19 protein-coding genes are annotated in these 26,330 nt (G+C 71.6%); 11 read left to right on the top strand and 8 right to left on the bottom strand.

What is annotated here, in order from left to right; translation table 11 throughout:
* Positions 1–54: 54 nt before the first annotated feature.
* Positions 55–1,200, top strand: a complete 1,146-nt coding sequence (locus HII36_RS04865; RefSeq protein WP_173521820.1) for an amidohydrolase family protein — start codon at positions 55–57, stop codon at positions 1,198–1,200.
* 10 nt (positions 1,201–1,210) lie between these two features.
* On the opposite strand, the gene glpD is transcribed toward HII36_RS04865, so the two are convergent.
* Entirely contained in the window at positions 1,211–2,899 is a 1,689-nt protein-coding gene (glpD, locus tag HII36_RS04860) for a glycerol-3-phosphate dehydrogenase (protein ID WP_173521819.1), read from the bottom strand.
* A gap of 113 nt (positions 2,900–3,012) precedes the next feature.
* On the opposite strand from glpD, the gene HII36_RS04855 reads away from it, so the two are divergent.
* The 4 genes from HII36_RS04855 to thyX all read left to right on the top strand — a co-directional run bounded on the left by HII36_RS04855 (position 3,013) and on the right by thyX (position 8,983).
* Positions 3,013–3,819, top strand: coding sequence for an MIP/aquaporin family protein (locus HII36_RS04855; protein ID WP_173521818.1), 807 nt, complete (start codon positions 3,013–3,015; stop codon positions 3,817–3,819).
* Positions 3,820–3,839: 20 nt separating this feature from the next.
* Positions 3,840–5,351 (top strand): glycerol kinase GlpK, encoded by a 1,512-nt coding sequence (gene glpK / locus HII36_RS04850; protein WP_173521817.1) that lies wholly within the window; start codon positions 3,840–3,842, stop codon positions 5,349–5,351.
* 142 nt (positions 5,352–5,493) lie between these two features.
* Positions 5,494–8,160 carry a M4 family metallopeptidase gene (locus HII36_RS04845; protein ID WP_173521816.1) on the top strand — a complete coding sequence of 889 codons (2,667 nt, stop codon included), beginning with the start codon at positions 5,494–5,496 and terminating at the stop codon, positions 8,158–8,160.
* Between the two features lie 112 nt (positions 8,161–8,272).
* Positions 8,273–8,983, top strand: coding sequence for an FAD-dependent thymidylate synthase (gene thyX / locus HII36_RS04840; RefSeq protein ID WP_173521815.1), 711 nt, complete (start codon positions 8,273–8,275; stop codon positions 8,981–8,983).
* Positions 8,984–9,002: 19 nt separating this feature from the next.
* Here the strand turns inward: thyX and HII36_RS04835 are convergent, their stop codons facing one another.
* Both HII36_RS04835 and HII36_RS04830 read right to left on the bottom strand, forming a co-directional pair.
* Entirely contained in the window at positions 9,003–9,311 is a 309-nt protein-coding gene (locus tag HII36_RS04835) for a ubiquitin family protein (protein WP_217369181.1), read from the bottom strand.
* A gap of 3 nt (positions 9,312–9,314) precedes the next feature.
* A complete protein-coding gene (locus HII36_RS04830; protein WP_173521814.1) occupies positions 9,315–10,394 on the bottom strand; it encodes a WD40/YVTN/BNR-like repeat-containing protein in 1,080 nt (359 codons plus the stop codon).
* Between the two features lie 174 nt (positions 10,395–10,568).
* Here HII36_RS04830 and HII36_RS04825 point away from each other — a divergent pair, with 174 nt between their 5' ends.
* Positions 10,569–11,360 (top strand): helix-turn-helix domain-containing protein, encoded by a 792-nt coding sequence (locus tag HII36_RS04825; protein WP_173521813.1) that lies wholly within the window; start codon positions 10,569–10,571, stop codon positions 11,358–11,360.
* A gap of 75 nt (positions 11,361–11,435) precedes the next feature.
* A complete protein-coding gene (locus HII36_RS04820) occupies positions 11,436–12,419 on the top strand; it encodes a BtrH N-terminal domain-containing protein (protein ID WP_173521812.1) in 984 nt (327 codons plus the stop codon).
* A gap of 71 nt (positions 12,420–12,490) precedes the next feature.
* On the opposite strand, the gene HII36_RS04815 is transcribed toward HII36_RS04820, so the two are convergent.
* The 3 genes from HII36_RS04815 to HII36_RS04805 all read right to left on the bottom strand — a co-directional run bounded on the left by HII36_RS04815 (position 12,491) and on the right by HII36_RS04805 (position 15,671).
* Positions 12,491–13,372, bottom strand: coding sequence for a GNAT family N-acetyltransferase (locus HII36_RS04815; RefSeq protein ID WP_173521811.1), 882 nt, complete (start codon positions 13,370–13,372; stop codon positions 12,491–12,493).
* 72 nt (positions 13,373–13,444) lie between these two features.
* A complete protein-coding gene (locus HII36_RS04810) occupies positions 13,445–14,545 on the bottom strand; it encodes a globin domain-containing protein (RefSeq protein WP_236003205.1) in 1,101 nt (366 codons plus the stop codon).
* A 307-nt stretch (positions 14,546–14,852) separates the two neighbouring features.
* Positions 14,853–15,671, bottom strand: a complete 819-nt coding sequence (locus tag HII36_RS04805; RefSeq protein WP_173521809.1) for a PIG-L family deacetylase — start codon at positions 15,669–15,671, stop codon at positions 14,853–14,855.
* Between the two features lie 495 nt (positions 15,672–16,166).
* Here HII36_RS04805 and HII36_RS04800 point away from each other — a divergent pair, with 495 nt between their 5' ends.
* From HII36_RS04800 to HII36_RS04790, 3 genes are read left to right on the top strand one after another with little or no spacing between them, the layout of a single operon-like run.
* Complete coding sequence (locus tag HII36_RS04800; protein ID WP_173521808.1) at positions 16,167–19,343, top strand: efflux RND transporter permease subunit; 3,177 nt, start codon at positions 16,167–16,169, stop codon at positions 19,341–19,343.
* Between the two features lie 16 nt (positions 19,344–19,359).
* Positions 19,360–19,833 (top strand): hypothetical protein, encoded by a 474-nt coding sequence (locus tag HII36_RS04795; RefSeq protein ID WP_173521807.1) that lies wholly within the window; start codon positions 19,360–19,362, stop codon positions 19,831–19,833.
* Between the two features lie 12 nt (positions 19,834–19,845).
* A complete protein-coding gene (locus HII36_RS04790; protein WP_173521806.1) occupies positions 19,846–22,983 on the top strand; it encodes an efflux RND transporter permease subunit in 3,138 nt (1,045 codons plus the stop codon).
* An 87-nt stretch (positions 22,984–23,070) separates the two neighbouring features.
* Here the strand turns inward: HII36_RS04790 and HII36_RS04785 are convergent, their stop codons facing one another.
* Positions 23,071–24,468: a tetratricopeptide repeat protein gene (locus HII36_RS04785; protein ID WP_173521805.1), complete on the bottom strand. Its 1,398-nt coding sequence runs from the start codon at positions 24,466–24,468 to the stop codon at positions 23,071–23,073.
* Positions 24,469–24,580: 112 nt separating this feature from the next.
* On the opposite strand from HII36_RS04785, the gene HII36_RS04780 reads away from it, so the two are divergent.
* Positions 24,581–25,807, top strand: coding sequence for a cytochrome P450 (locus HII36_RS04780; RefSeq protein WP_173521804.1), 1,227 nt, complete (start codon positions 24,581–24,583; stop codon positions 25,805–25,807).
* 12 nt (positions 25,808–25,819) lie between these two features.
* Here HII36_RS04780 and HII36_RS04775 read toward each other — a convergent pair whose 3' ends face one another.
* On the bottom strand, positions 25,820–26,317 hold the full coding sequence (locus tag HII36_RS04775) for a MarR family winged helix-turn-helix transcriptional regulator (RefSeq protein ID WP_173521803.1): 498 nt from the start codon (positions 26,315–26,317) through the stop codon (positions 25,820–25,822).
* Between the last annotated feature and the right edge of the window lie 13 nt (positions 26,318–26,330).

Below are 26,330 nucleotides of genomic sequence, written 5' to 3'. Positions count from 1 at the left end.
TTTCCCTTCGTCAAACGTCCACGGGAAGCGGGCGCGGCCCCCTAGAGTCTCCGCATGCTCCCCGTAGACCTGCCCGATACGGTGCGTGACGCCCTGCTCGCCCCGCTGGTCGACCACCACTGTCACGGGGTTCGCCGCGACGAGCTGACCAGGGCCGGGTTCGAGCTGCTCATCAACGAGGGCGGCGCGCCCGCCCCGCCGGGCACCACGCACTTCGACACCCCGTTCGGCGCCGGGCTGCGCCGCTGGTGCGCGCCCGTGCTGGACCTGGCGCCGCACGCCGCGCCCGCCACCTACCTGGCCCGCCGCGCCGAGCTGGGCGCCGACGAGGTGAACCGGCGGCTGCTGCGCGCCTCCGGCGTGGTGGCGTTCCTGGTCGACACCGGCACGGAGGACGCCGGCCTGCTCTCGGCGGCCGAGATGGGCCGGCAGGGCGGCGCGGCCGCCGACGAGATCGTCAGGATCGAGCAGATCGAGCAGGACGTGGCCGAGCTGGCCGAGGCCGCCGTCGACTACATGGACGTGCTCGGCGACGAGCTGACCGCCAGGGCGGCGGGGGCGGTCGGGCTGAAGACCGTCATCGGCCGCCGGTGCGGCTTCGACTTCGAACCGTCCAGGCCGAGCAGGGGCGCGGTGATCGCGGCGGCCAACCGCCGCCTGTCCGACCCCAAGGAGCCGCTGACCGAGCCCACGCTGCTGCGTCACCTGCTCTGGACGGCCGTGGACGTGGCCAGGGACGGCGGCCTGCCGCTGCAGGTCCACGCCGGGTTCGGCGGCCCCGTCCGCGACCTGCACCGCACCGACCCGGCCAGGCTGAGCGGCTTCATCAGGGCGCTGCAGCCCGTCGGCGTGCCGGTGATCCTGCTGCACTGCTACCCGTTCCTGCGCCAGGCCGCCTACCTGGCCAACGTGTTCCCGCACGTCTACGTCGACCTCGGGCTCGCGCTCGCGCACACCGCGGCCGGGTCGGCCCGCCTCATGGACGAACTGCTCGCGCTGGCCCCGTTCCACAAGCAGCTCTACAGCTCCGACTGCCACGGCGTGGCCGAGACCTGCTATCTCGGCGCGCTGTACTTCCGGCGGTCGCTGGCGGCGGCGCTGGCGTCGCGGCTGGCGGCGGGGGAGTGGACGAACGCCGACGCGGCCAGGATCGCCCACATGATCGGCTCGGGCAACGCCCGCCGCGTCTACCGCCTGTGACCCGCCCGGTTCACGAGGCCGCGGCCGGCTCCCGGCGCGGGGCGGTGGCCTCGGCCAGCGCCCGCTGCTCGGCCTCGATCAGGGTGCGGCAGCGCGCCACCTCCGCCTCGACCCTGGCCTCGTCCCAGCCGAGCAGGCCCGCCATCAGCCGGGCCACCACCGGGGCGGCGTCGAGCGCGGGCGGGATGGCCTCGATGAGCATCCGGGTCCTGCGCGACAGCACGTCCTCGGCGTGCAGCGCGCCCTCGTGCGTGACGGCGTAGACCACCTCGGCCCTGATCCACGGGCAGCCGGGCACCAGCGGCTCGGCCAGCGAGTGGTCGGCGTCGATCACAGCCAGCACCTCCAGCGCGAGCGTGCCGTAGCGCCTGATGAGGTGGTTGACGACGTCGGTGTCCAGGTCGTGGTCCTGCACCAGGCGGCGCACCGACGCGCGCACCGCGGGCAGCCCGTCGGCGCCGATCAGCGGGAGCTTGTCGGTGACTGAATCGGGCACGTCGAAGCCCTCCAGCGCGGCGTCGATCACGTCCTTGGCCATCACCCGGTACGTGGTGAACTTCCCGCCGGCGATCGTGGCCAGCCCGGGCATCGGCACGTCCACGACGTGCTCGCGTGACAGCTTGGTGGTGGCCGAGCTCTCGTCGGCGGCCACCAGCGGCCGCAGCCCCACGTAGACGCCGACCACGTCGTCGCGGGTCAGCGGCCTGGACAGCACCGCGTTGGCGTGTTCCAGGAGGTAGTCGATGTCCTCGCCGGTGGCGGCGGGCTCCGCCCTGTCGCCGTCGTAGTCGGTGTCGGTGGTGCCGACGATCCACCGCCGCCTGGTCCACGGGATGATGAACAGCACGCTCTTCTCGGTCGGGATGATCATGCCGGTGGACGACGCGATGGCGTCGCCGGGCACCATGATGTGCACGCCCTTCGACATCCTGACCTTGAACCCGGCCGGCGCCGCGCCGGGCAGCGCGTTGACCGGGTCGGTCCACACCCCGGCGCACACGACCACGGCGTCGGCCTTGACGTCGAGCTCGCGGCCGCTCTCCTCGTCGCGCACGCGGGCGCCGACGATCCGCTCGCTGCCCTGGTCGCGCAGCATCTCGACGGCCCGGGCGCGGGTGGCGATCACCGCGCCGTGCGCGGCGGCCGTCCTGGCCAAGGCGAGGGTGAAGCGGGCGTCGTCCACCTGGGCGTCGAAGTAGATCATGCCGCCGGACAACGCGTCGGCACGCAGCCCCGGCACCATCCTGCGCGACTCCTTGACCGACAGGTACCGGTGCCTGGGCATCGGCCGGCGCATGCCCTCCAGCGTGTCGTACAGGGTGAGCCCGGCGCCGACGTAGGGCCGCTCGATCATGCCGCGCTGCAGCGGGTACAGGAACGTGACCGGCTTGACCAGGTGCGGGGCCAGCCGCGAGACCAGCAGGTCGCGTTCCTTCAGCGCCTCGCGGACCAGCTTGAAGTCGAACTGCTCCAGGTAGCGCAGCCCGCCGTGGATCAGCTTGCTCGACCTGCTCGACGTGCCCGCGGCCAGGTCCTGGCTCTCCACCAGCGCGACGCGCAGGCCGCGGGAGGCGGCGTCCAGCGCGGCGCCCGCGCCGGTCACGCCGCCGCCGATGACGAGCACGTCGAACGTCTGCGTGGCCAGCCGGTCGACGGCGGCCTGCCGGTTCCTGGCGTCGAGCGCCCCGGTCATGTTCATGAGTTCCGGCCCCCTGCTCAAACTCTGCGTGCTCAATCACTCACAGTCCGTATACGTTTCCCGGTTCAGGGAATGGCACACAACGCCGACACCACCAAAAAGCGGGGGCAACCGTGGTCGAACGTCTCAATCGGATCGGGCTGGCCGGTGAACTCATCGCCGAGTTCGCCGGGACGATGGTGCTGATCCTGTTCGGCGTGGGCGTCGTCGCCCAGGTGAGCGCGGCCGAGCTGGGCGACCACGACAGCATCGCCTGGGCCTGGGGCATCGGCGTGGCGCTCGGCGTCTACGTGGCCGGGCGCATCACCGGCGCCCATCTCAACCCGGCCGTCACGCTGGCCTTCGCCGCCTTCCGCGGCTTCCCGTGGGCCAAGGTGCTGCCGTACGCGCTGGCCCAGACCGCCGGCGCGTTCGCCGGGGCGCTGCTGGTGCGCTGGAACTACACCGAGGTGCTGACCAAGGCCGACCCGGAGCACACGCTGAAGACCCAGGGCGTCTTCTCCACCCTGCCGGGTAACGGCGAGCTGCCGGTGGGCATGTGGGGCGGCTTCCGCGACCAGATCATCGGCACCGCGATCCTGCTGTTCGTCATCTACGCGCTGTCCGACTCGCACAACCTGGCGCCCAGCGCCAACCTCAGCCCGGTCGTCATCGGCCTGCTCATCGTGGGCATCGGCATGGCATGGGGAACCAACGCCGGTTACGCCATCAACCCGGCGCGCGACTTCGGGCCGCGCCTGGCCAGCTTCCTCACCGGGTACTCGGGCGCCTGGCGAGATCAGTACGGCGACCCGTACTTCTGGGTGCCCATCATCGGACCCCTGATCGGCGGGCTGGTGGGCGCCGGGCTCTACCAGCTGCTGATCGCCCGATTCCTGCCCGAGCCCGAGCCCGACGTCGAGGACGCGGGCCGCGTCTGACCCGAACCCGGAGGAGAACCATGCCCGATTTCGTGGGGGCCGTCGACCAGGGCACGACCAGCACCCGGTTCATGATCTTCAACCACGACGGCCAGGAGGTCGCCAAGTACCAGCTCGAACACGAGCAGATCCTGCCCAGGGCGGGCTGGGTGGAGCACAACCCGGTCGAGATCTCCACCAGGACCACGGCGGTCATCCAGAGCGCGCTGCAGCGTTCCGGGCTGCACGACACCGATCTGGCCGCGCTGGGCATCACCAACCAGCGCGAGACCACGGTGGTGTGGAACCCGCGCACCGGCCGCCCGTACTGCAACGCGATCGTCTGGCAGGACACCAGGAGCGACAAGATCGCCGCCCAGCTGGAACGGGACGGCCGCGGCGAGGTCATCCGCAGGAAGACGGGCCTGCGCCCGGACGCCTACTTCTCCGGCGGCAAGATCCAGTGGATCCTGGAGAACGTCGACGGCGTCCGCGAGGCGGCCGGGCGCGGCGAGGCGGTGTTCGGCAACACCGACACCTGGACCCTGTGGAACCTCACCGGCGGCATCCACGGCGGCGTGCACATCACCGACGTCACCAACGCCAGCCGCACCATGCTGATGGACCTGGAGACGCTGGAGTGGGACGACGAACTGCTGTCGTTCTTCGGCGTCCCGCGCGAGATGCTGCCGGAGATCAGGCCGTCGTCCGACCCGGCCACCTACGGCACCACGCTCAGGTACGGCCCGTTCGGCGGCGAGGTGCCGATCACCGGGATTCTCGGCGACCAGCAGGCGGCCACCGTCGGCCAGGTCTGCTTCTCGCCGGGCGAGGCCAAGAACACCTACGGCACCGGCAACTTCATGCTGCTCAACACCGGCACCGACCTCGTGCGCTCCGAGCGCGGGCTGCTCACCACGGTGGCCTACAAGTTCGCCGGGCAGCCCACGGTGTTCGCCCTGGAGGGCTCGATCGCGGTGACGGGCTCGGCGGTGCAGTGGCTGCGCGACCAGCTGCACATCATCAGGAACTCGGCGCAGAGCGAGGAGCTGGCCAGGCGGGTCTCCGACTCCGGCGGGATCTACTTCGTCCCGGCGTTCTCCGGATTGTTCGCGCCGTACTGGCGGCCGGACGCGCGCGGCGCCATCGTCGGGCTGTCGCGTTTCAACAACGACGCCCACCTGGTGCGCGCCACGCTGGAGGCGATCTGCTACCAGAGCAGGGACGTCGTCGAGGCCATGCAGCAGGACTCCGGGGTGGAGCTGGACGTGCTGAAGGTGGACGGCGGCGTCACCGCCAACAACCTGTGCATGCAGCTCCAGTCCGACATCCTGGGCGTGCCGGTCAGCCGTCCGGTGGTGGCCGAGACCACCGCGCTGGGCGCCGCGTACGCGGCCGGGCTGGCCGTCGGCTACTGGAAGGACACCGACGAGCTGCGCGCCAACTGGGCCGAGGACCGGCGCTGGCAGCCCGAGTGGAGCCAGGAGCAGCGCGACGAAGGTTACGCCGGCTGGAAGCGGGCGGTGAGCAGGACGTTCGGCTGGGAGGAATGAGAAACGCCGGACGATCGAATGCGCGTTTCTGTTTGGAAAGCACAATTTCCAAACTAAAGTAATCGAATCGTGATTTGTCTCCTTGTCAAATATGCGGTGATGATCAGGACGCCAGAACCCCCTACACACACCTGGAGGTGTCGTGTCCTGGCGTCCCATCACCGCCACGATCGCCGCCTTGTCCTTGGCGCTGCCCTTGTCGATGGCCTTACCCGGCGTCGCGAACGCGGACGACCCGCCGCAACCGCAAGTGGAGTCCCGTGCCGGCACCGCCGCCCCGGCCGAGGTGAGCGGCCTGGCCGAGCCCGCCGCGTCGGCCGACCCCGTCGCCGCGGCCAAGGCGCATCTGGCCGATCCGCGCTACCACCTGAACCCGGCCGACCTCGTCCCGCTGCACACCGTCACCGACGGGCGCGACCAGACCGTGCGCTTCGCCCAGCGCTACAAGAACCTGCCGGTCCTCGGCGGCCAGTACCTGGTCCACCTGCGCGACGAGGGCGGGCAGCGGCAGATCACCGGGGCCGGCGGCCGCTTCCAGACCGGCCTGGACGTCGACGCCACCCCCAGGGTGAGCGCCGCGCGGGCCGGCGAGATCGCGCTCGCCCGCCTGATCAGGGATCGCGAGATCAGGGAGACCGCCACCGCGGGGACCGAGGCCACGGGCGGGGCCGAGCTGGTCGTGCTGCCGCGCGGCAAGGGCCTGCTGGCCTGGCACCTCGTGCTCCGCGGCGACGACGTGAAACGGCACCGCCCCGTCCTGCTCGACGCCTACGTGGACGCGCACTCGGGCCGGCCGCTGTTCGCCATCGACAGGCTGCGCTTCGAGGGGCCGGCCGAGGGTTCGGGCCGCACGGCGCACGGCGCGGACGTCCCGCTGAACGTCTACCAGCGCGCCGACGGCGGGCACGAGCTGCGTGACCGCGCCCGCCCGATGTGGAACGGCGCCACCGGCGAGATCCTCACCTACGACGCGAACAAGGCCGACGTCGGCGGCTTCTTCTCCCCGGGCGTCCCGGCCGGCACCAAGCTCGCCGAGTCGCCCACCCCGGTCTTCGGCCCGCAGCACACCGAGACCGGCGCCGTCGACGCCCACTGGGGCTCCGGCAAGGTGTACGAGTTCTACCGGAACCTGGGCCGCGAAGGGCTCGACGGCAAGGGCGGGACGATGTACTCCGTCGTCAACGTCACCTACCTGGGCCGGCCGTTCGAGAACGCGTTCTGGGACGGCACCAAGATGGTCTACGGCGGCGGCGGCCCCAGCTACCACTCCTTCGCCGCCGGCCTGGACGTGGTCGGCCACGAGATGACCCACGGCGTCATCACGAACAGCGCCGACCTGGTCTACCTGGGGCAGTCCGGGGCCATGAACGAGGGCCTGGCCGACTACTTCGGCAACGCCGTCGAGATCGGGGCGCTCGGCGTCCCGATGAGCCACCCGGACGCCAGCCTGCTCGGCGACCGCCTGTGCAAGAGCGGCACGCCCGCCCAGTGCGCACTCCGCGACCTGGACGACGACCGCGTCGCCGCCGAGGACTACCTGGGCGTCACCGTGGCCTCCGACAACGGCGGCGTGCACCTCAACTCCACGATCTTCTCCGGCGCGCTGTGGGACGTCAGGGAGAAGCTCGGCACCCGCTTCGACAAGGTCGTCTACAAGGCGCTGACCGAGTACATGACCCCGCTGGACGACTTCGTGGACGGCCGCCGCGCCGTGGAGTCCGCGGCCAGGGCCGCCGGGCTGTCGCCGCGCGACCGGCTGACGGTCGCGCTGGCCTTCGAGCGGCACGGCATCAGGAAGGGCTGGGAGCGGCGCGTCGGCGCCGACAGCCGCGTCCTGGTCGACAACATCACCGACTTCACCGCCTACCCCGACGTGGCGGGCGACAGGTACGTGGTGTCCAACTCCTCGCCCGACGGCGCGCGGCCGACCTCGATCGTCACCGGCCGGGTGCACGGCGGCAGGACAACCACGCTCTCCGACGACGACCGGTGGAACTACGCCCCGGCCACCGACGGCAGGCAGGCGGTCTGGGCGTCCTACGACAACGACGGCGCCGACTTCCAGATCCGCGCCAGGCCGCTGACCGCCGGCACGCCGTCCCGGCTGGTGGCACGGTCGCCTTCGGTCGTCAACTCCGTGGTCGTCTCGGGGGACGCCGTCGCCTGGGACGCGGCCGACCCCGCCACCAGGGAGACCGAGATCTGGCTGAAGCGCGGGGACGCCGAGCCGGTCAACCTCACGCCCGCCGCCGGCGTGCGCGGCTTCCAGCCGTCGATCAAGGGCGGCAAGCTGGCCTACGTCCGCGTGTGGGTCGAGGGCGGGTTCTCGCGCAGCACCCCCGTCGTGTACGACCTGGCCACGGGCAAGGAAACCGTGATCCCCGAGGTGCCCGGCACCGGCCGGCTGCCGTCGCTGTCGCTGCTGCCGATCATGACCAGCGACCACGTCGTCTGGTACACCGACACCGACCGTGACGGCCGCTACGGCGTCATGCGGGCCGCCGCCGACGGCACCGGAACCACCGCCGTCGTGCCGGACGGGCCCAAGGCCCCGCAGCCCGTCTCGCTGGACGCCAACGACACCATCGTCACCATCGGGCTGAACCCCAGCGAGTTCGACTGGACCAACGCCAGCCTGCCCAAGCTGTTCCAGGTGCCGGTCACGGGCGGCCCGCTGGAGCGTCTGTCCTGCAACCAGGGCGAGCAATCGGTGTTCGCCTCCGGCGAGGGCCGGCGCGTGGTCTGGATCGACGGCACCGCCGGCGATACCGATCTGGTCACCCGCGACCGGCTCGCCCGCCACTGCTGACCCGGCTCACCTGCCCGATCGCACCCTGTCCGCCGTGTCCCCCGTCCCTGGGGCACGGCGGGCAGGCGTACGATGGCGGGCGGCAAGGTTCCGGACGAAGGGGGTTCCGCGCGTGCGCTTTCTCGACGACGTGACGGTTGAGCTGGTCAAACACAGTGCGTCCGACACCGACGTGCTCTGGGCGGCACGCGTGTCCACGGCGGGCGAGCAGTCGCTGGAGGAGCTGGAGAAGGACCCTGAGCGGTCCAAGGGCCTGATCAACTTCCTCATGCGCGACCGGCACGGCAGCCCGTTCGAGCACAACTCGATGACGTTCTTCGTCAGCGCGCCGATCTTCGTGTTCCGCGAGTTCCACCGGCACCGGGTGGGCTGGTCGTACAACGAGGAGAGCGGCCGCTACCGGGAGCTGCAGCCGGCGTTCTACGTCCCCGGCGAGGACCGCAGGCTGGTGCAGGAGGGCCGGCCGGGCCAGTACGTCTTCGTCGAGGGCACCGCCGAGCAGCACAAGCTGGTGCGCCAGGCCATGGAGGCCAGCTACACCCGCTCCTACGAGGCCTACCAGGAGATGCTGGAGGCCGGCGTCGCCCGCGAGGTGGCGCGCGCGGTGCTGCCCGTCGGCACGTTCTCCACCATGTACGCCACCTGCAACGCCCGCTCGCTCATGCACTTCCTGTCGCTGCGCACCAAGAACGAGCAGGCCAAGGTGCCCTCGTTCCCGCAGCGGGAGATCGAGATGGTGGCCGAGCGCATGGAGGCCGCGTGGGCGGAGCTGATGCCGCTCACCCACGCCGCGTTCGTCGCCAACGGCCGCGTCGCACCCTGACCCGCGCGACCAGAGGCTCCTAGGCCAGGGCGGGGAGCACGTACACCTCGGCGCCCGGCGGCAGCGCGCAGTCGAGGCCGCCGAGCCCGCGGGCGTTCTCCCCGCACACGATCATGTTGATGTGCCTGCGGATGCGCCCGTAGTCGTCACGCAGCCGCTCCTCCAGCAGCGGGTGCGTGCGGCGCAGCATGTCGAGCGCCGAACCGAGCGTCGGCGGTGAGTCGCGGTCGGCGCCGATCGCGAACACCTTCACCTCCGCCAGCCCGCTCACCCACCGCCGCAGGGAGCTGGGCAGCACGAACACGACCATCGTCACGGATCTGGCCATCGCCTACAGCACCGCCGCGCGCACGCTGAGCACGTCGGGCAGATGCCTGGCGACCTGCTCCCACGTCTCGCCGTCGTCGCGCGAGCAGTAGACCTCGCCGTCGCGCGTGCCGAAGAACAGCCCGGCCGCCGACATGCTCATCGCGTCGCGCAGCACGCTGGCGTAGACCGGCCCTTCGGGCAGGCCCTGGCCGTGCGGCTGCCAGGTGCGGCCGGCGTCGTCGCTGCGGAAGACCCGGTAGACGTGGCCGACCGGGGTGCGGTCCATGTCGGCGTGCAGCGGCAGCACGTACACGGTGTCGGGGCGCGACGGGTGCGCCACGATCGGGAAGCCGAAGTCCGACGGCAGCGACGAGCCGATGTCGTGCCAGCTCCCGCCGAAGTCGTCGCTGCGATAGACGCCGAAGTGGTGTTGCAGGAACAGCCGCTCCGGCCGCGCCGGGTTCATGCTCACCTTGTGCACGCACTGCCCGTACTCCGGGTACTGCTTGCCTTCGGGCAGGAACGGCGCGCGGATGTTCTTGTTGGCCGCCTCCCAGGACATGCCGCCGTCCCTGGTGCGGTAGAAGCCGCCGGTGGAGATCGCCACGCCCATGACCTCCGGGTCGGTGGGGTGGTTGATGATCGTGTGCAGGCACAGCCCGCCGCCGCCCGGCTGCCAGCTGGGCCGGTGCGGGTGGTCCCACAGCCCCTCGACGAGGCGGTAGGTGACGCCCCGGTCCTCCGACCTGAACAGGGCGCCGGGCTCGACCCCGGCCCAGACCACGCCTGGCTCCGACGGGGACGGCATGAGCTGCCACACCCGCGCCAGCGTCGCCCCGGTCTTCTCCGGGAAGGCGATCGGCGGCTGCTCCGCCTCGCCCCAGGTCTCGCCCAGGTCGTCGGAGTACATCACGGACGGGCCGAAGTGGCCGTACTCGATGCCGGCGAGCAGGCGCGGCGTGGCGCCGCGGGTGTCGATCGCCACCGACGTCACCCCGACCGTGGAGAACCGGATCGGCTCGACCTCGAACGGGCCGCCGTCCGTCGAGCGGGCGAGGAACAGGCCCTTGCGGGTACCGATCGCGAGCATCGCGTCGCTCATACCTAAGCTCCCATCGCTCCCGAGTTCGCTTCCGGCCATCGTGTCACGTGGCCGCGGGCATCGCCGAGGACTGGGCGATTTGCCGCAAGGGAACCGCCGGGAGGCCGCCCTGAGCGGGCGCTTTACCCGCCAGGTAATCGTGACGCTTCCCTCGAACCGCTAGCGTTGCCCGGTATGGGAGCCCTTGCCGTACAAGAAGAGACTTTTGGTGATTTGTTGCGATCGTGGCGTCAGCGGCGCCGCGTGAGCCAGCTCGACCTGGGCATCGAAGCGGACGTCTCGGCCCGGCACATCAGCTTTCTGGAGACCGGGCGGGCCCGGCCGAGCCGCGAGATGGTGATGAAACTGGCCGAGGAACTGGAGGTGCCGCTGCGGCACCGCAACCGGCTGCTGATGGCCGCCGGGTACGCGCCGGTGTTCCCCGAGCGCGAGGTGCGGGCGCCGGAGATGGCCGTGGTGCGCCAGGCGCTGGACAAGATCCTCGCCGGGCACGAGCCGTACCCGGCGCTGGTCGTGGACGCGGCCTGGAACCTGGTGGCGGGCAACGCGGCGGCGGCCATGTTCATGGACGGCGTGCCCGCCGAGCTGCTGGAGGAGCCGATCAACGTGATGCGGCTGTCCCTGCACCCGCGGGCCATGGGCGGGCGGCTGGTGAACCTGGCGGAGGTGCGCGCCCACCTGCTGCACCGGCTGCGCAGGCAGGCCGAGGCGTCGGGGGACGGCCGCCTGGCCGAGCTGCACGACGAGCTGGCCGCCTACCCCTACCCGGGCGTGGACCTGAACGTGGCGCACGTGCCCGGCCCTGCCGACATCCTGCTGCCGCTGCGGATCAGGCACGGCGACAGGATCCTGTCGATGTTCACCACGATCGCCACGTTCGGCACGCCCGTCGACGTCACGGTCTCCGAGCTGGCCATCGAGACGTTCTGGCCCAACGACGAGGAGACCGCCGCTGCCTTCCGCTAGCCGGCTGGACTCTCCCTCCGGGGGAGACCCCATCCTGTTTTCGGAGCCGGGCGAGTGAACGGGGAGAGACGACGCATGACCGTACTGAAGGACGTCGAGCCGCGCGGGACGCACCACTGCGAGACGACCACGCTGGGCGTGCTGCTGCGGCACGAGGGGCTCGACCTGTCCGAGCCCATGCTGTTCGGGCTGGGCTCGGCCCTGTCCTTCGTCTACTGGGACGCCAAGGCCATGCCGTTCCCCTTCCTCGGCGGCCGGATCAAGCCCTTCGAGCTCACCAGGAACCTGGCCGCCAGGCTGGGGCTGACCCTGGAGGTCCGCGAGACCGCCTCGGCGCGCAAGGCGTGGGAGAACGCGGCCGGCCCGATCGACGCCGGCCGCCCCGTCGGCCTGCAGCTCGACTCCTACCACCTGGCCTACTTCCGGACGAAGGTGCACTTCGGCGGCCACCTCGTCGCCATGTACGGCTACGACGAGCACGACGCGCACCTGGTCGACACCGACCAGCAGGGCGGCGCGGTACGCGCCAGCCGGCAGAGCCTGGCCGCGGCGCGGAGCGAACGCGGCCCGATGACCGCCAGGAACCGCTCCTTCACCATCGCGCTGCCCGGGCCGCCGCCCCGCTGGCAGGACCAGATCCTCCCGGCCGTCAGGGACTGCGCCGCCGCGTTCCTGGCCGCACCCATCGCGAACCTGGGCCACCGCGGCATCGACAAGGCCGCCGCGCAGGCGCCGAACTGGCTCGCGCGCGCCGAGGACCCGCGGCGCGACCTGCCGCATGCCGCGCTCCTGATGGAGCGGGCCGGCACCGGCGGCGCCCTGTTCCGCGCCCTGTTCCGCGACTTCCTCGCCGAGAGCGCCGACCTGGCCGGCGAGCCCGGCCTGCGCACCGGTCACGCGCTGTACGCAGAGGCCGCCACGCACTGGACGGAGGTGGCGAGCCTGATCGCCGCGGCGGGGGAGAGCGGCGACGCCGGGCACCTGGACCGGGCCGCCGCCCTGCTCCGCGAGCTGGCGCGCATCGAACGGGAGGCCATGGAGGTGCTGCGCCGGGTGTAGCGCGCCGGCGCCTCCTGCGGGTCGGGCCGGGACCCGGGCTCGTCACAGGTCGAGCTGATACCCCGGGCTCGTCACAGGTCGAGCTGGTACTCGTGCTTCTTGTGCGTCGGCACGTACCCGAGCGAGTCGTTGACCGCCCGCATGTGCGTGTTGCTGTCGGCGGTGTCGGTCAGCAGGCCGCCGAGCTCCGGGTGGCGGGCGCGGGCCTGCCCGATCGCCTCGGCCTTCATCCACCGGGCCAGGCCGTGGCCGCGGTGCTCGGGCAGCACGCCGGTGCCGTAGTGCTGGCCGTCGCCGCGCCCGTCGCCGGGCACGACCAGCTCGGTGAAACCGGCGATCGAGCCGTCGGACTCGGCCACGGCCACCACCGTGTGCAGCAGGTCGCCCCGGTCGGCGATGGTCCTGGCCGCGGCGCGGACCCGCTCGACGTCCCAGGTGACCACGCCGTAGTCGGTGTCGTCCATCGGCATGTCGTCCATCGCCCGGCGGGAGGCGGTGAAGGTGTCGGCCAGGTCGTCGGGCACCATGCCGTCCCAGGAGTGCAGCCGGTAGCCGGGGCGCGGCTCGGCGGCCACCGCGGCGACGGCGGTCAGGTCCGCCTCGGCCAGCGCGAGCCTGGCGAACGTCAGGCCGAGCACCTTCCTGAACTTCCTGGCCGGCAGGAACAGGTCACCGGGCGTGCCCGCGCCCGCCTGGGCCAGCAGCGACCTGCGGCCCTCCTGCCTGGCCGCGTCGACCGCCCGCTTGAGCAGCAGCGTGCCCGTCCCCTTGCGGCGCTCCGCGGGGTGCACGTTCAGCTCCAGCTCGGCCAGGTGGTCCTGGCCCTCGCGGGTGAACAGGCGCAGGAACGCCGAACCCAGCGGGTTGCCGTCGGCGTCGGCGGCCAGCCAGGCGACGCGGCGGCTGGAGGAGGTCTGAACCGGGTCGGTGAGCGGGACGAAGGTGATGGTCAACGCAACTCCGTGGACATGGCGGCAGCAGGGACACAGCGGGCAGAAGCCGCATTCTCCCACGGCTCGCCGCCGCTACCGTTCGCCGCGGATGGTGTCGCGGTGGATGCGCGACAGGGGCACGCCGTCGATCTGCAGCCGCCGCACGGTCTCGTTGACCATGGCGGTCGGGCCGCACACGTAGACCTCGTGCTCGGCCCAGGAGTGGAAGCGCTGGGTGACCTCCGGCAGGCTGCCGCGCATCCCGTCGTAGGACGGGTCGTCGGAGACCACCGGCAGCACGCGCAGCCACGGGAAGGACGACTCCATCCTGATCAGGTCGGGCAGGTCGTACAGCTCGTCGCGGGTGCGCGCGCCGAACAGCAGGTGGATGTTGGGCCGGCGGCCCGAGTCGATGATGTGCTGGATGATCGCCTTCAGCGGCGCCAGCCCGGTGCCGCCCGCCACGCACAGCACGTCGCGGGTGCTGCGGTCGTGCGGGGTCATCGTGCCCATGGGCGGGCCCAGCATGATCGTGTCGCCGATGCGGGTGTCTCTGGTCAGCGTGGTGGACACCCAGCCGCCCGGCACGGAGCGCACGTGCAGCCTGATCGTGTTGTCGACGCGGGGCGCGTTCGCGATGGAGAAGGTGCGCCAGACGCGCGGCCAGCGGGCCGTCTGCACGTTGACGTACTGGCCCGCGGTGAACGGCAGCCGCTGCGTGGGCCGCAGCGTGATGACCGAGATGTCGCGGTGACGCTGTTCGTGGTCGACGACCTCGGCCAGCCACCAGGCCGGCGAGACCCCGGCGTCGGACTCGGCCGAGTCGATCATCGCCTGGGCGGCCGCCGCGTACGCCGACACCCAGGCGGCCTCGATCTCCGGGGTCCAGATCTCGCGGGCGAACTTGCGTACGGTAGCCAGCAGGGCGTTGCCCACCGAGGTGTAGTGCTCGGAGACGACGCCGTACTTGCGGTGGTCGCGGCCCAGCTGCCCCAGGTAGGTGGCCAGGCCGTCGGGGCTGTCCAGGCTCCACACGATCCTCGTCAGCGCGCTGAACAGCCGGTCTCGCTGGACGTCCATCGCGGGCGGGAACATGGCTCGCAGGTGTGGACTCTCCGCGAAGAGGCGGCCGTAGAAGTACGCGGCGGCCTTGTCGGCGACCGGTTCGACGACGGAGAAGCTCTCCTTGACCAAGCGCGGATTTAACGACATTTACCGACCCCACTTAGTGACCGGAAACGGATTCCGGTCGTTGTCGTTCACCTCCCTGACGCTCCGGGTGACGAGCGGGCGGTCGTGCCCCGGCGGTTCCACTCGCTCGAAATTCGAGTCTTACACCACCTCTTCCGCGTCACAACCGTTTCTGCCTAATACATGGCGAATCTGAAGTATGCGGAATGGTGTCGTGATTATCCGTGCGCGCGGCGCGGTGATTTTCGGTCGGTAAATGTGAAGATAAATAACATTCGCGTTTATTGGCCCTGGAGCGCCGGTGGGGGGCTCAGCGGAGGCCGGCGAACAGGTCGTCCTCGTGGCCCGGCGCGGGGACCTGGGAGTGCACGCGGGTGAACGCCTCGTGCGAGAACGCCTGGTGCTGCGCCTCCTCCGGCATCCTGAGCAGGAAGATGTTCTCCCCCTGGCTCTCGTGCGCGCGCAGCGCCTTCAGCTTGTGCTCCACGAACGGGCTGACGTCGACGATCGTGGTGACCTGCTCGTCGGGGGTGCCGAAGTCGTCGGACGGCTCGAAGTCGACCTCGACGCCGTTCGCCTGCATGGTCTCGAACATCTTCTTGATCGCCGAACGCGGGATCGCGGTGTAGTAGAACTTGGCCGGGATGCCGGTCGACTGCGCGGCGGCCACCGCGACGCGGTGCGCCTGCACGTGGTCGGGGTGCCCGTAGCCCCCGCCGCCCGTCTCGTCGTAGGTCACCACCACGTCGGGACGATAGCGCTCCATCAGCTCGGCCAGCTTCCCTGCCGCCACGTCGAGCGGGATGTTGGCGAACGCCCGGGGATGGGTGTTGGTCTCCCAGCCCTGCATGCCGGAGTCGCGGTAGCCGAGCAGCTCCAGGTGGTCGATGCCCAGGTGCGCCACCGACTCGCGGAGCTCGGCCAGCCGCCGCTCGGCCACCGCCTCGTCGTCGTGGCCGGGGTCGCCGGGCTTGACGCCGCCAGGGCCGTCGCCCTGCTCGCCGTTGGTGCAGGTGACCAGCACGGTGCGGATGCCTTCGCCGGTGTAGCGGGCCAGCACGCCGCCGGTGCTCAGGACCTCGTCGTCGGGGTGCGCGTGCACGGCCATCAGGGTGAGTTGCCGATCCATGCCTCGAAACACTACCGGCGGCCACCGACAATCCCCCGGCGGCCCCGGTCGTGCGGGGCGCTCCGCGGTGCCGGCGTACTTTGACCGCATTCGGACACCCGGCGGTGCTGACGCGAGCCCGGCGGCGGCACATACTCGGGGCACATCGCAGTACGCAGCAGCACCACCCCAGGTGAAGGGGAGTACGTCCCGCCCGGCAGGGGCGGGACCGGCCACGGCGCGCGACCCCGGCAGGGCCTGCGGCGATCTTCCGCCGCCCGGACGCACGCGCCGATCCCGAGCGGTTCACGGCGGTCACGCCGTGCCGCCCGGAACCCGAGCGGTTCACGGCGTCCGCGCCGCCCTGCTCACAACCCGAGCGAACGACGCCAGATCTGCGAGCCTCCGCGATTCATCCATCCGCGCCTCCTCGACGAATAGGGCCCTGAGGAGCCGCATCGCGAGGCCTGGACGCGGGCCCTCTGCCCAGTCATGCGCACCGAAGGGGATCCGGTGATGATGAAGTGGCTTGTCAGGTCGAGCATCAAGTTCCGCGGCCTCGTGGTGGCGGCCGCGCTGGCGGCGATCGCCGTCGGCGTGGTGCAACTGCGCGAGGTCCAGGTGGAGCCGCTGCCCGAGTTCTCCCCGCCGTACGTGGAGGTGCAGACCGAGGCGCTGGGCCTGTCAGCGTATGAGGTCGAGCAGCTCATCACCGTCCCGCTCGAGGTCAACCTGCTCAACGGGGTGGCCTGGCTGGACGAGATCCGGTCCAATTCCGTCGCCGGCCTCTCGTCGATCGAGCTGATCTTCGAGCCGGGGACCGACCTGCTGCGCGCCCGCCAGATGGTGCAGGAACGCCTCACGCAGGCGCACACCCTGCCCAACGTGTCCAGGCCGCCGGCGATGCTGCAACCGCTCTCCTCGGTCAACCGGGTGGCGATGATCTCGCTGTCCTCGGAGCAGCTCTCGCTCATCGAGATGTCCGTGCTGGCCCGCTGGAACGTCAAGCCGCGCCTGATGGGCGTGCCCGGGGTGGCCAACGTGGCCATCTGGGGACAACGCGAGCGGCAGCTCCAGGTGCAGGTCGACCCGCAGCGGCTGGCCGCGCACGGCGTCTCGCTCGACCGGGTCCTGTCGACCACGGGCAACGCGCTGTGGTCGTCGCCGCTGAGCTTCGTCCGCGCGTCCTCGCCGGGCAGCGGCGGCTTCATCGACACCCCGCAGCAGCGGCTGGGCATCCAGCACATCTCGCCCATCAAGACCGCCGCGGACCTCGCCCAGGTGCCCGTGGAACCGGCCGCGGGCGAGAAGGACGCCAAGAGCGTGACGCTCGGCGACGTGGGCCGGGTCGTCGAGGACAACCAGCCGCTGATCGGCGACGCGGTCGTCGGCGACGGCGGCAAGGGGCTCATGCTGATCGTGGAGAAGTTCCCCGGCGCCAGCACCACCCAGGTGACCAGGGACGTCGAGGCCGCGCTCAAGGCGCTCAGCCCCGGCCTGTCGGGCATGAAGTTCGACTCCACGCTCTACCGTCCGGCCACGTTCATCGAGCAGGCCACGGACAACCTGGCGCTGTCGCTGGGCCTCGGGCTCGTGCTGCTCGTCCTGGTGGTGGCGGCGCTGCTGTTCCGGTGGCGCACGGCGCTGATCGTGGTGATCGTGGTGCCGCTCTCGCTGCTGGCCGCGTTCCTGGTGCTGCAACTACGCGGTGAGCCGATCAACCTGCTGGTCGTGGCCGGGCTGGTGGTCGCGCTGGCGGTGGTCGTCGACGACGCCGTCACCGGCGCTACGCACGTCGGCCGGCGGCTGGCCGAGTACCGGCCGGACAACGGCGGCAAGCCGGTCGCCACGCTGATCCTGGAGGCGATGCGGGAGCTCCGCTCGCCGATCGTCTACGCCACGCTGGCGATACTCCTGGCCGCCGTGCCGCTGTTCTTCCTCGGCGGAGTCACGGGCACCTTCCTCGGCTCGGTGGCCACCTCCTACGTGCTCGCGGTGGCCGCGTCCCTGCTGGTGGCGCTCACCGTGACACCGGCGCTGGCCTCGTTCCTGCTGGCCAGGCCGGTCGCCATGGGCCGCGAGCCGGCCTTCGCCGGGCGGATGCGGCGAAGCTACCAGGCGGTGCTGTCGCGGGCCACGCTCCGCTCCCGCTGGGTGTACGCGGTGGCCGCGCTGGTGGCGGTCGCGGGGGTGGCGGTGACCGTGTTCGCCGTCGTGCCTCGGGCCGGCGCCGCGCCGATCCCGGACCTGCAGGACCGCGACCTGCTGGTGCGCTGGCAGACCCCGCCCGGCACCTCCCATCCCGCGATGGTCGCGATGGGCGAGCAGGTCGGCAGGGACCTGCGCGCCGTGCCGGGGGTGCGCCGCGTCGCCGCGCACGTCGGCCGGGCCATCGCCGCCGACGAGGTGGTCAACATCAACTCCGGCATGTTGTGGGTCAGCCTGAACGGCGACGCCGACTACGCCGCCACCGTCGCGGCCGTGCGGCGCGTCCTGCAGGGACGTCCCGGCTTCGAGGGCGGGCTGCGCACCTACGCCGGCGAGGTCATCGCGGCGGCGGAAGGCCGCCAGGCGGACGGCGTCGTGGTCCGCGTCTACGGCCGGGACCTGGACGTGCTCAAGACCGAGGCGGAGAAGGTCAGGCAGAGCGCGGCGGCCGTGCCCGGCGTGCGCGGCTCCCGGGTCGAGCTGCCGCCGGTCGAGCCGACGGTCGAGGTCGAGGTGAACATCCCGCGCGCCAGGCAGGACGGGCTCAAGCCGGGCGACGTGCGCAGGGCCGCGGCCACCTACCTGGCCGGCATCGAGGTGGGCAGCCTGTTCGAGAACCAGAAGGTCTTCGAGGTGGTCGTGATCGGCGTCCCGGGCGCCCGGCAGAGCCTGGCCAGCGTGAGCGAGGTGCCCGTCGACACGCCGGACGGCCGCCGGGTGCGGCTCGGCGACGTGGCCGAGGTGCGCGTGCAGCCGAACCAGAACGTCTTCACCCACGAGGCCACCGCCCGCTACTACGACGTCGTGCTGGACGTGGCGGGCGGCGACAGGGGAGCGGTGGCCGCGCAGGTCGAGCAGCGGCTGGCCGGGCTGGCCCTGCCGCTGGAGTACCACGCCGAGGTCCTGGGCGACTACGCCGGCGACGGGGCGCGGACGCTGCGGCTGGCCGGGCTGCTGCTGTTCGTGGTGGTGCTCCTGCTGCTCCTGCTGCACGCCGCGGTCGGCGCCTGGCGGCTGGCGCTGCTGGTGGCGCTCACGCTGCCGGTGGCCCTGGCCGGCGCGGTCGTGGCCGCGGCGCTGACCGGCGCGGCGCTGACCCCGGTGGTGCTGGCCGGCGTGCTCGGGGTGCTGGCGATCGCGATACGCGTCTCGATCGTGACGATCGGCCATCTGCGGCGGCTCGGCGAACGCGAGGACGGGCAGATCACGCCGGAGCTCGTGGTGCGCGGAGCCGGCGAGCGGGCGGGCGCGGTGCTGGTCGCGGCCGTGGCGGTGGCCGCCGTCCTGCTGCCCGCGATGGTCATGGGCGGTCCCGGGCTGGAAGTGGTGCGGCCGCTGGCCTTCGTGCTGGTGGGCGGGCTGGTCACGGTGCTGCTGCACGGCCTGCTCGTGGTGCCGCTGCTCTACCTCCACCTGGCGCCGCGGCGGCCGGGCGCCCAGCCGGGCGACGACCTGGAACTCAGCGTCAGCATGGCGCGCGACTGAGGGCGGGGAGACGACGATGCGGGCAAGCCACCGACGTCAGGTGACGACGCCGCACGCGGTCCGCCGGTGGCGGGCGACGGCGATTCTGATCGCCGTCGCCCTGGCCGGGGCCGGTTGCGCGGCGGTGAAGGACAAGGCGCACGAGGCGGAGAACCCGCCCGCCGAGGTGCAGGAGATCGCCGGCTCGGAGCTGAGCCGGATCACGGTGACCGAGCAGGCGGCGGGACGGCTCGGCATCAGGACCGAGCCGGTGCGCGCGGGCGCGGGAACGCGGCTCAGCGTGCCGCACGCCGCCGTCGTCTACGGCGCCGACGGCGCGGCCTGGGTCTACACCACCCCGCAGACCAGGGTGTACGTCCGGCAGAGCATCGCGGTCGAACGCGTCGACGGCGACACGGCCGTCCTGACCGCCGGTCCGCCGGCCGGGACGGCGATCGTCACGACCGGCGCGGCCGAGCTGTTCGGCACCGAACTCGGAATCGGGAAGTAGGGGGCCTTCGCCATGATGAGGTGGATCGTCGGGTCGAGTCTCAAGTTCCGGTTCATCGTCCTCGCGCTCGCCGCCGGCATGGTGGCGTTCGGCGTCGGGCTGCTGCGCGACATGCCGGTGGACGTCTTCCCCGAGTTCGCCCCGCCCCGGGTCGAGGTGCAGACCGCCTGCCTGGGTCTGGCCGCGGAAGAGGTGGAGAGCCTGATCACCGTCCCGCTGGAGGAGGCGCTCAACGGCGTGGACGGCCTGGACGTCATGCGTTCCAAGTCGGTCTCCCAGCTCTCGTCGATCTTGATGATCTTCAAGCCGGGCACCGATCTCATCCGGGCCCGCCAGCTCGTCCAGGAGCGGCTGGCCACCGTCGCCCCGGCGATACCGAGCTGGGCCACGCCGCCCACCATGCTGCAACCGCTGTCCTCGACCAGCCGGGTGATGAAGATCGGCATCTCGTCGAAGGACCGCTCGGTGCTGGACCTGTCGATGATCTCGTTCTGGACGATCAGGAACCGCATCCTGCAGGTTCCCGGCGTGGCCAACGTGGCCACCTGGGGCCAACGCCAGCAGATGACCCTGGTCCAGGTCGACCCCAAGCGGATGAACGCCAAGGACGTCTCGCTCAACCAGGTGATGGAGGCCTCGGCCGGCGCGGTGGACGCGGGCCTGCTGCGTTATGCCAGCGGGGCCACGGTCGGCACCGGCGGCTTCATCGACACGCCGCAGCAGCGCTACGGCGTCAGGCACGTGCTGCCGATCACCGCGGGCACGGACCTGGCCGAGGTGCCGGTCACCAACGCCGACGGCGAGAACGTGCGCCTGGGCGACGTGGCCGACGTGGTCGAGGGCCACCAGCCGCTGATCGGCGACGCGGTGATCAACGACGGCGAGGGGCTCATGCTCATCGTCGAGAAGCTGCCGTGGGGCAACACGCTGGAGGTGACCAAGGGCGTCGAGGACGCCATCGCGAAGCTGAAGCCGGGCCTGCCCGGCGTGGACATCGACACCGCCATCTTCAGACCGGCCACGTTCGTCGAGGTCGCGCTGGACAACCTGGTGACGTCGCTGCTGCTCGGCTTCCTGCTGGTGGTGCTGATCATCGGGGCATTCCTGTTCGAGTGGCGGGCCGCGGTGATCAGCCTGGTCAGCATCCCGCTGTCGCTGACCGCCGCGGTGCTGGTGCTGTGGTGGCGCGGCGACACGATCAACACGATGGTGCTGGCCGGGCTGGTGATCGCCCTCGGCGTGGTGGTGGACGACGCCATCATCGACGTGGAGAACATCGTCCGGCGGCTGCGCCAGCACCGCAGGGCCGACACCGGGCACTCGACCGCCAGGGTGGTGCTGGAGGCGTCGCTGGAGGTCCGCTCGCCGATCATCTACGCCACGCTGATCATCATCGTGGCCGCGGTGCCGGTGTTGTTCCTCAGCGGGCTGGCGGGAGCGTTCTTCGGGCCGCTCACCGTGTCCTACATCCTGGCGGTGGGGGCGTCGCTGCTGATCGCGCTCACCGTGACCCCGGCGATGGCGCTGATCATGCTGTCCAGGTCGTCGATCGAGCGCCGCGAGTCGCCGCTGGTCAGGTGGCTGCAGAACGGCTACCAGCGGGCGCTGACCAGGACCGTGCGCCGGGCCCGCTGGGTGTACGCGGCCACCGCCCTGGTGCTGGCCGCCGGTCTGGCCGCGATGCCGTTCCTCGGGCAGTCCCTGCTGCCCTCGTTCAAGGAACGCGACTTCCTCATGCACTGGGTCACCCAGCCGGGCACCTCGCACCCGGAGATGATCAGGATCAGCACGGCGGCCAGCAAGGAGCTGCGCGCCATCCCCGGCGTGCGCAACTTCGGCGCGCACATCGGGCAGGCCGTCAACGCCGACGAGGTGGTCGGCGTCAACTTCGGCGAGAACTGGATCAGCGTCGACCCGGGCGCCGACTACGACGCCACGCTCGCCTCCATCCAGGGGGTCGTGGACGGCTACCCGGGCCTCTACCGCGACGTGCAGACCTATCTCAAGGAACGCATCAAGGAGGTGCTGACCGGGGCCAGCGAGACCATCGTCGTCCGCATCTACGGCGACGACCTGGAGAAACTGCGTGAGACGGCCAAGGCCGTCCAGGACAGGATCGCCGGGATCGACGGGGTGGTCGAAGCGCAGGCGTCGCTGCAGCAGGACATCCCGCAGGTCGAGGTGGAGGTGGACCTCGCCGCCGCGCGCAAGCACGGGCTCAAGCCCGGCGACGTGCGGCGGGCGGCCGGCACCCTGCTGGCCACCGAGGAGGTCAGCGACACCTACTGGGAGGGCCGCGTCTACGACGTGCGCGTGTGGAGCACCCCGGAGACCCGGCGCAGCCCTGAGGCCATCGAGGAGCTGCCCATCGACACCCCGGCCGGCGACCAGGTCAGGCTCGGGGACGTCGCCCAGGTGCGGATCAAGCCGACCCCCAACGTGATCGAGCGCGAGGGCGGGTCACGCCGCATCGACGTGGGCGCCAACGTGCGGGGCCGCGACCTCGGCTCGGTCGCACGCGACGTCGAGGCCGCGGTCGCCGGCATGGGCTTCCCGCAGGGCTTCCACGCCGAGGTGCTGGGCGAGTACGCCGAGCGGCAGGCCGCGCAGCAACGCCTGCTCGGGTACGCGGGGCTGGCGGGCGTCGCGGTGCTGATCCTGCTCGGGTTGTCCTTCCGCAGCTGGCGGCTGGCCGTGCTCAGTCTGGCGACCCTGCCGGTGGCGCTGGTCGGCGGCGTGCTGGCGATCTATCTCGGTGACGGGATCGTCTCGCTGGGCGCGCTGGTCGGGTTCTTCACCGTGCTGGGCATCGCGGCGCGCAACGGCATCTTGATGATCAACCACTTCCAGCACCTGGAGGATCACGAGAACGAGCCGTTCGGGCCGGCGCTGGTGCTGCGCGGGGCCAGGGAGCGGCTGTCGCCCATCCTGATGACCGCGCTGGCCGCCGGGCTCGCGGTGCTCCCGCTGGTGATACTCGGGGACATCCCCGGGCACGAGGTGGAGCATCCGCTGGCCGTGGTGGTGCTGGGCGGCCTGTTCACCTCGACGCTGCTGAACCTGTTCGTCACCCCGTCGCTCTACCTGCGCTTCGGCAGGCGGCGGCGCGGGGACACCACTCCGGCCGCGGAGCCGCTGCCGTCCCCTTGAGTGGTCGTCGGGGGGCGCGGGCGAGGCGCTGACACGCGCCTCGCCCGACGGCCGGTGCGCGGCTCAATGCGCGGCTCAGTGCGCGGCTCAGTGCGCGGCGGCCGCGATCAGCTCGCCGGCCCGCAGCCGGGCGGCGGCGGCCGCCGCCTGGTCGCCCAGGTGGTCGGCGAGCTCGGCCTGCTTGAGCCAGTTGAACGGGCTGCAGGGGCGCACGTTCACCCGCTCGCTGACCAATACCCGGGCCAGGTCGTGGTGGTGGCCGCGCAGCGCGGAGGCCAGCAGCGTGCGCTGCACGGCGTCGCGCTGTGCGTGACTGCCGCCGAACTCGTTGACCCGGTGCCTGATCGGGTGCAGCAGGTCGACCACCGTGTCGTGGTCGCCGCGGCCGAACGCCACCAGCGCCCGGCACACCGGCAGCCCCACCCTGGCCGTCATGTCGTGGTTGGTGACGCCCGGGTGCGGGGTGGCGAGGTAGGACTCGCGGTCGGCGATGAGCTTGTCGGCCTCGGCCAGGCGGCCCGCGCCGACGTAGGCCATCACCGCGTGCGCGTCGTTGAAGGCGTAGAACGGCTCGGCCACCAGCGGCGGCCACAGGTCGGCCAGCGCCTGCCAGCGTTCGTGCTGGTCGGAGCCCTCCAGGTGGAGCCGCCAGAGCAGCGCGGCCGCGTCGAGCAGTTCCATCGCCGAGCGCCCGCCGGCCAGCACGCTGTCGTGGACGGCCAGCACCCGGCCGATGTCGCCGGACTCCAGCGCGTAGAGCGCGTAGTGCCACCAGTTGTGGACGTTGAAGAACGTGCCGGTCGACCAGTCGCCGACGCGCGCGTCGAGGTAGCGCAGTCCGTCGCCGAACCTGCCCCGCATCTCGTAGGTGTGCACGACCGCGTGGATGCCCCACACGTCGCGCGCGTTCAGCTCGACCGCGCGCAGCCCGACCTCCTCCGCGCGGTCGTAGTGCCCGGCCTCCTCGAGCCCGAACGCGTACATGCCGAGCACGTGCCCGTAGTGCGGGTCGTCGGGGCGCCAGGCGTTGAGCGCGCCGCCGATCCTGTCGCGCAGCGACCTGGCGTCGCCGGTGAAGAAGTCGACCTGGTGCCCGACGGCCAGCGCGAGCGCGTCGCGCGGATGTTCCTGGCTGATGTCGCCGAGCAGCCGGCCGCAGGTGCCGAAGTCGCCGTCGAGCAGCGCCTGCACGGCCGCCACGTGCGCGCGCTCGCGCGGCGTCAGCGCGGCGTGGTCGAGCCCGGCGCGGAAGGCGGCGAAGCGGGCGCGGGCCTTGCGCGCGTCGTCGGACTCGGTGGTGAGCAGCCCGAGGTAGGCCGACAGCACCTGGCCCATCGGGAAGCCGGGCGAGTCGGCCAGCGCCGCCTTCGTCTCGCCGACGACCTCGGCCCGGAAGTGCAGCAGCTCGTCGATGGCCCGGTCGTAGTGCCGGACGGCGCCTTCGCCCGCCCCGGACATGGCCAGGCCGTACTGATCCGTGGTCACCGTTCCACTATAGATACCGGCTTTCGTTCGCTTCCGTACGATCTTGCACTGAGGGTTGTCGAGCCGCCGATCACCGTCTTATTGTTTGATACCAAATGAGAGGAGCGGCGCGATGCGGCCAGCCGACGTCGATCTGAGCGACCCCGGTAACTTCCTCGACGGCGTGACCCCGTGGCGCATGTTCGACGCGCTGCGCGCGGAATCACCCGTCCACTGGCAGGACGAGGGCCCGCACGGCAGCGGCTTCTGGTCGGTCACCAGGCACGCCGACATCGTGGCCGTCGGCCGCGACCCCGAGACGTTCACCTCCACCCGCTTCACCAACCTGGAGGAGGTCGACGAGCGGCAGGCCGGGATCCGCCGCTCGCTGCTGGAGACCGACGGCCCCCGCCACACGGCGCTGCGCCGGCTGCTGCTGCGCGACTTCTCGGCCAGGGCCGTGGCCGGATACGAGACGTTCCTGCGCGGGCTGACCGCGACCACCCTGGACGCCGCGCTGGCCCGGCCGGACTTCGACTTCGTCACCGAGGTCGCCGCCGACTTCCCGATCAACGTGCTGGCCCGCATGCTCGACGTGCCCGACACCCAGCGGCTCATCGACTGGGGCAACCAGATCATCGAGAACACCGACCCGGAGAAGCTGCACGCCAGCGAGGAGTACCGCGACCTGCCCTTCCGCAGCCCCGCCGCGCTGGAGGTGTTCGCCTACGGCCGCGAGCTGGCCCGCCGCCGGCGCGGGGGAGCGGGCACGGACCTGGTGAGCAGGCTGGTCAACCAGGTGCCGATCGACGGGGAGCCGCTGTCGGACCGGGACTTCGACAACTACTTCCTGCTGCTGGTCGTGGCCGGGAACGAGACCACCAGGCACGCGATCTCGCACACCATGCTCGCCCTCGTCCAGCACCCGGGCGAGGCCGAACGGCTGGCCGCGGAACCGTCGCTGCTGCCGCGCGCGGTGGACGAGTTCCTGCGCTGGGCCACCCCCGTCTACCACTTCAGGCGCACCGCCACCAGGGACACCGAGCTGGGCGGCCGGCGGATCAAGGCCGGCGACAAGGTGGTCATGTGGTACGCCTCGGGCAACCGCGACGAGCGCGTCTTCCCCGACCCCTACCGCTTCGACGTGCGGCGCGCGGAGGCCGGCGAGCACCTGACGTTCGGCAAGGGCGGCCCGCACCACTGCCTGGGCGGCGCGCTGGCCCGGCTGGAGATCCGGGTGCTGTTCGAGGAACTGCTGCCCAGGCTGGCCTCGATCGAGCTGACCGGCGAGGTGCGCAGGGTCCGCTCCAACTTCGTCAACGGCATCAGGGAACTGCCGGTCAGGGTCACGCTCCGCTGACCGGCCCCTCGCTCAGAGGCTCTCCAGGTGCTCGACGATCCGCCGCAGCGAGGCGGCCAGCTCCCGGCGCCGCTCGCTGTCCAGCTCCTTCACCACGAACGCCTCCTGCCGGTTGAACTCAGGGAACAGCTCGCGCATCAGCCGCTCGCCGGTCGCGGTCAGCGACAACATCACCCGGCGCTTGTCGGTCGGGTGCGGCGAGCGGCGCAGGTGCCGGTAGGACTCCAGCGTCTTGACCACCCCCGTGAGCGTGCCCTTGGAGATGCCCGCCTCGGCCGCGACGTTCCTGGTCTCGCTCTCGCCCCAGATCCACACCACCCACATCACCACGAACCCGGTCCAGGTCAGCCCCGTGTCGCGCAGCACGGTCTGCTCCAGGTGGTTGCGGATCGCCGAGGAGGCGCGGTAGATGTTCGACACCGCCCACATGGCCTCGAAGTCGATGTTGAGCGCGCCCAGCCGCTGGCCGACGGCCTCCTCGGTCTGCCGCAACGTATGGTGTCCCGTCATGACCCGTCAGTAT

The sequence above is a fragment of the Nonomuraea antri genome (assembly GCF_013283785.1).
GTDB lineage: Bacteria > Actinomycetota > Actinomycetes > Streptosporangiales > Streptosporangiaceae > Nonomuraea > Nonomuraea antri.
Note: the sequence above shows the minus strand (reverse complement) of the source record. Positions and strands in the feature narration are given on the sequence as shown.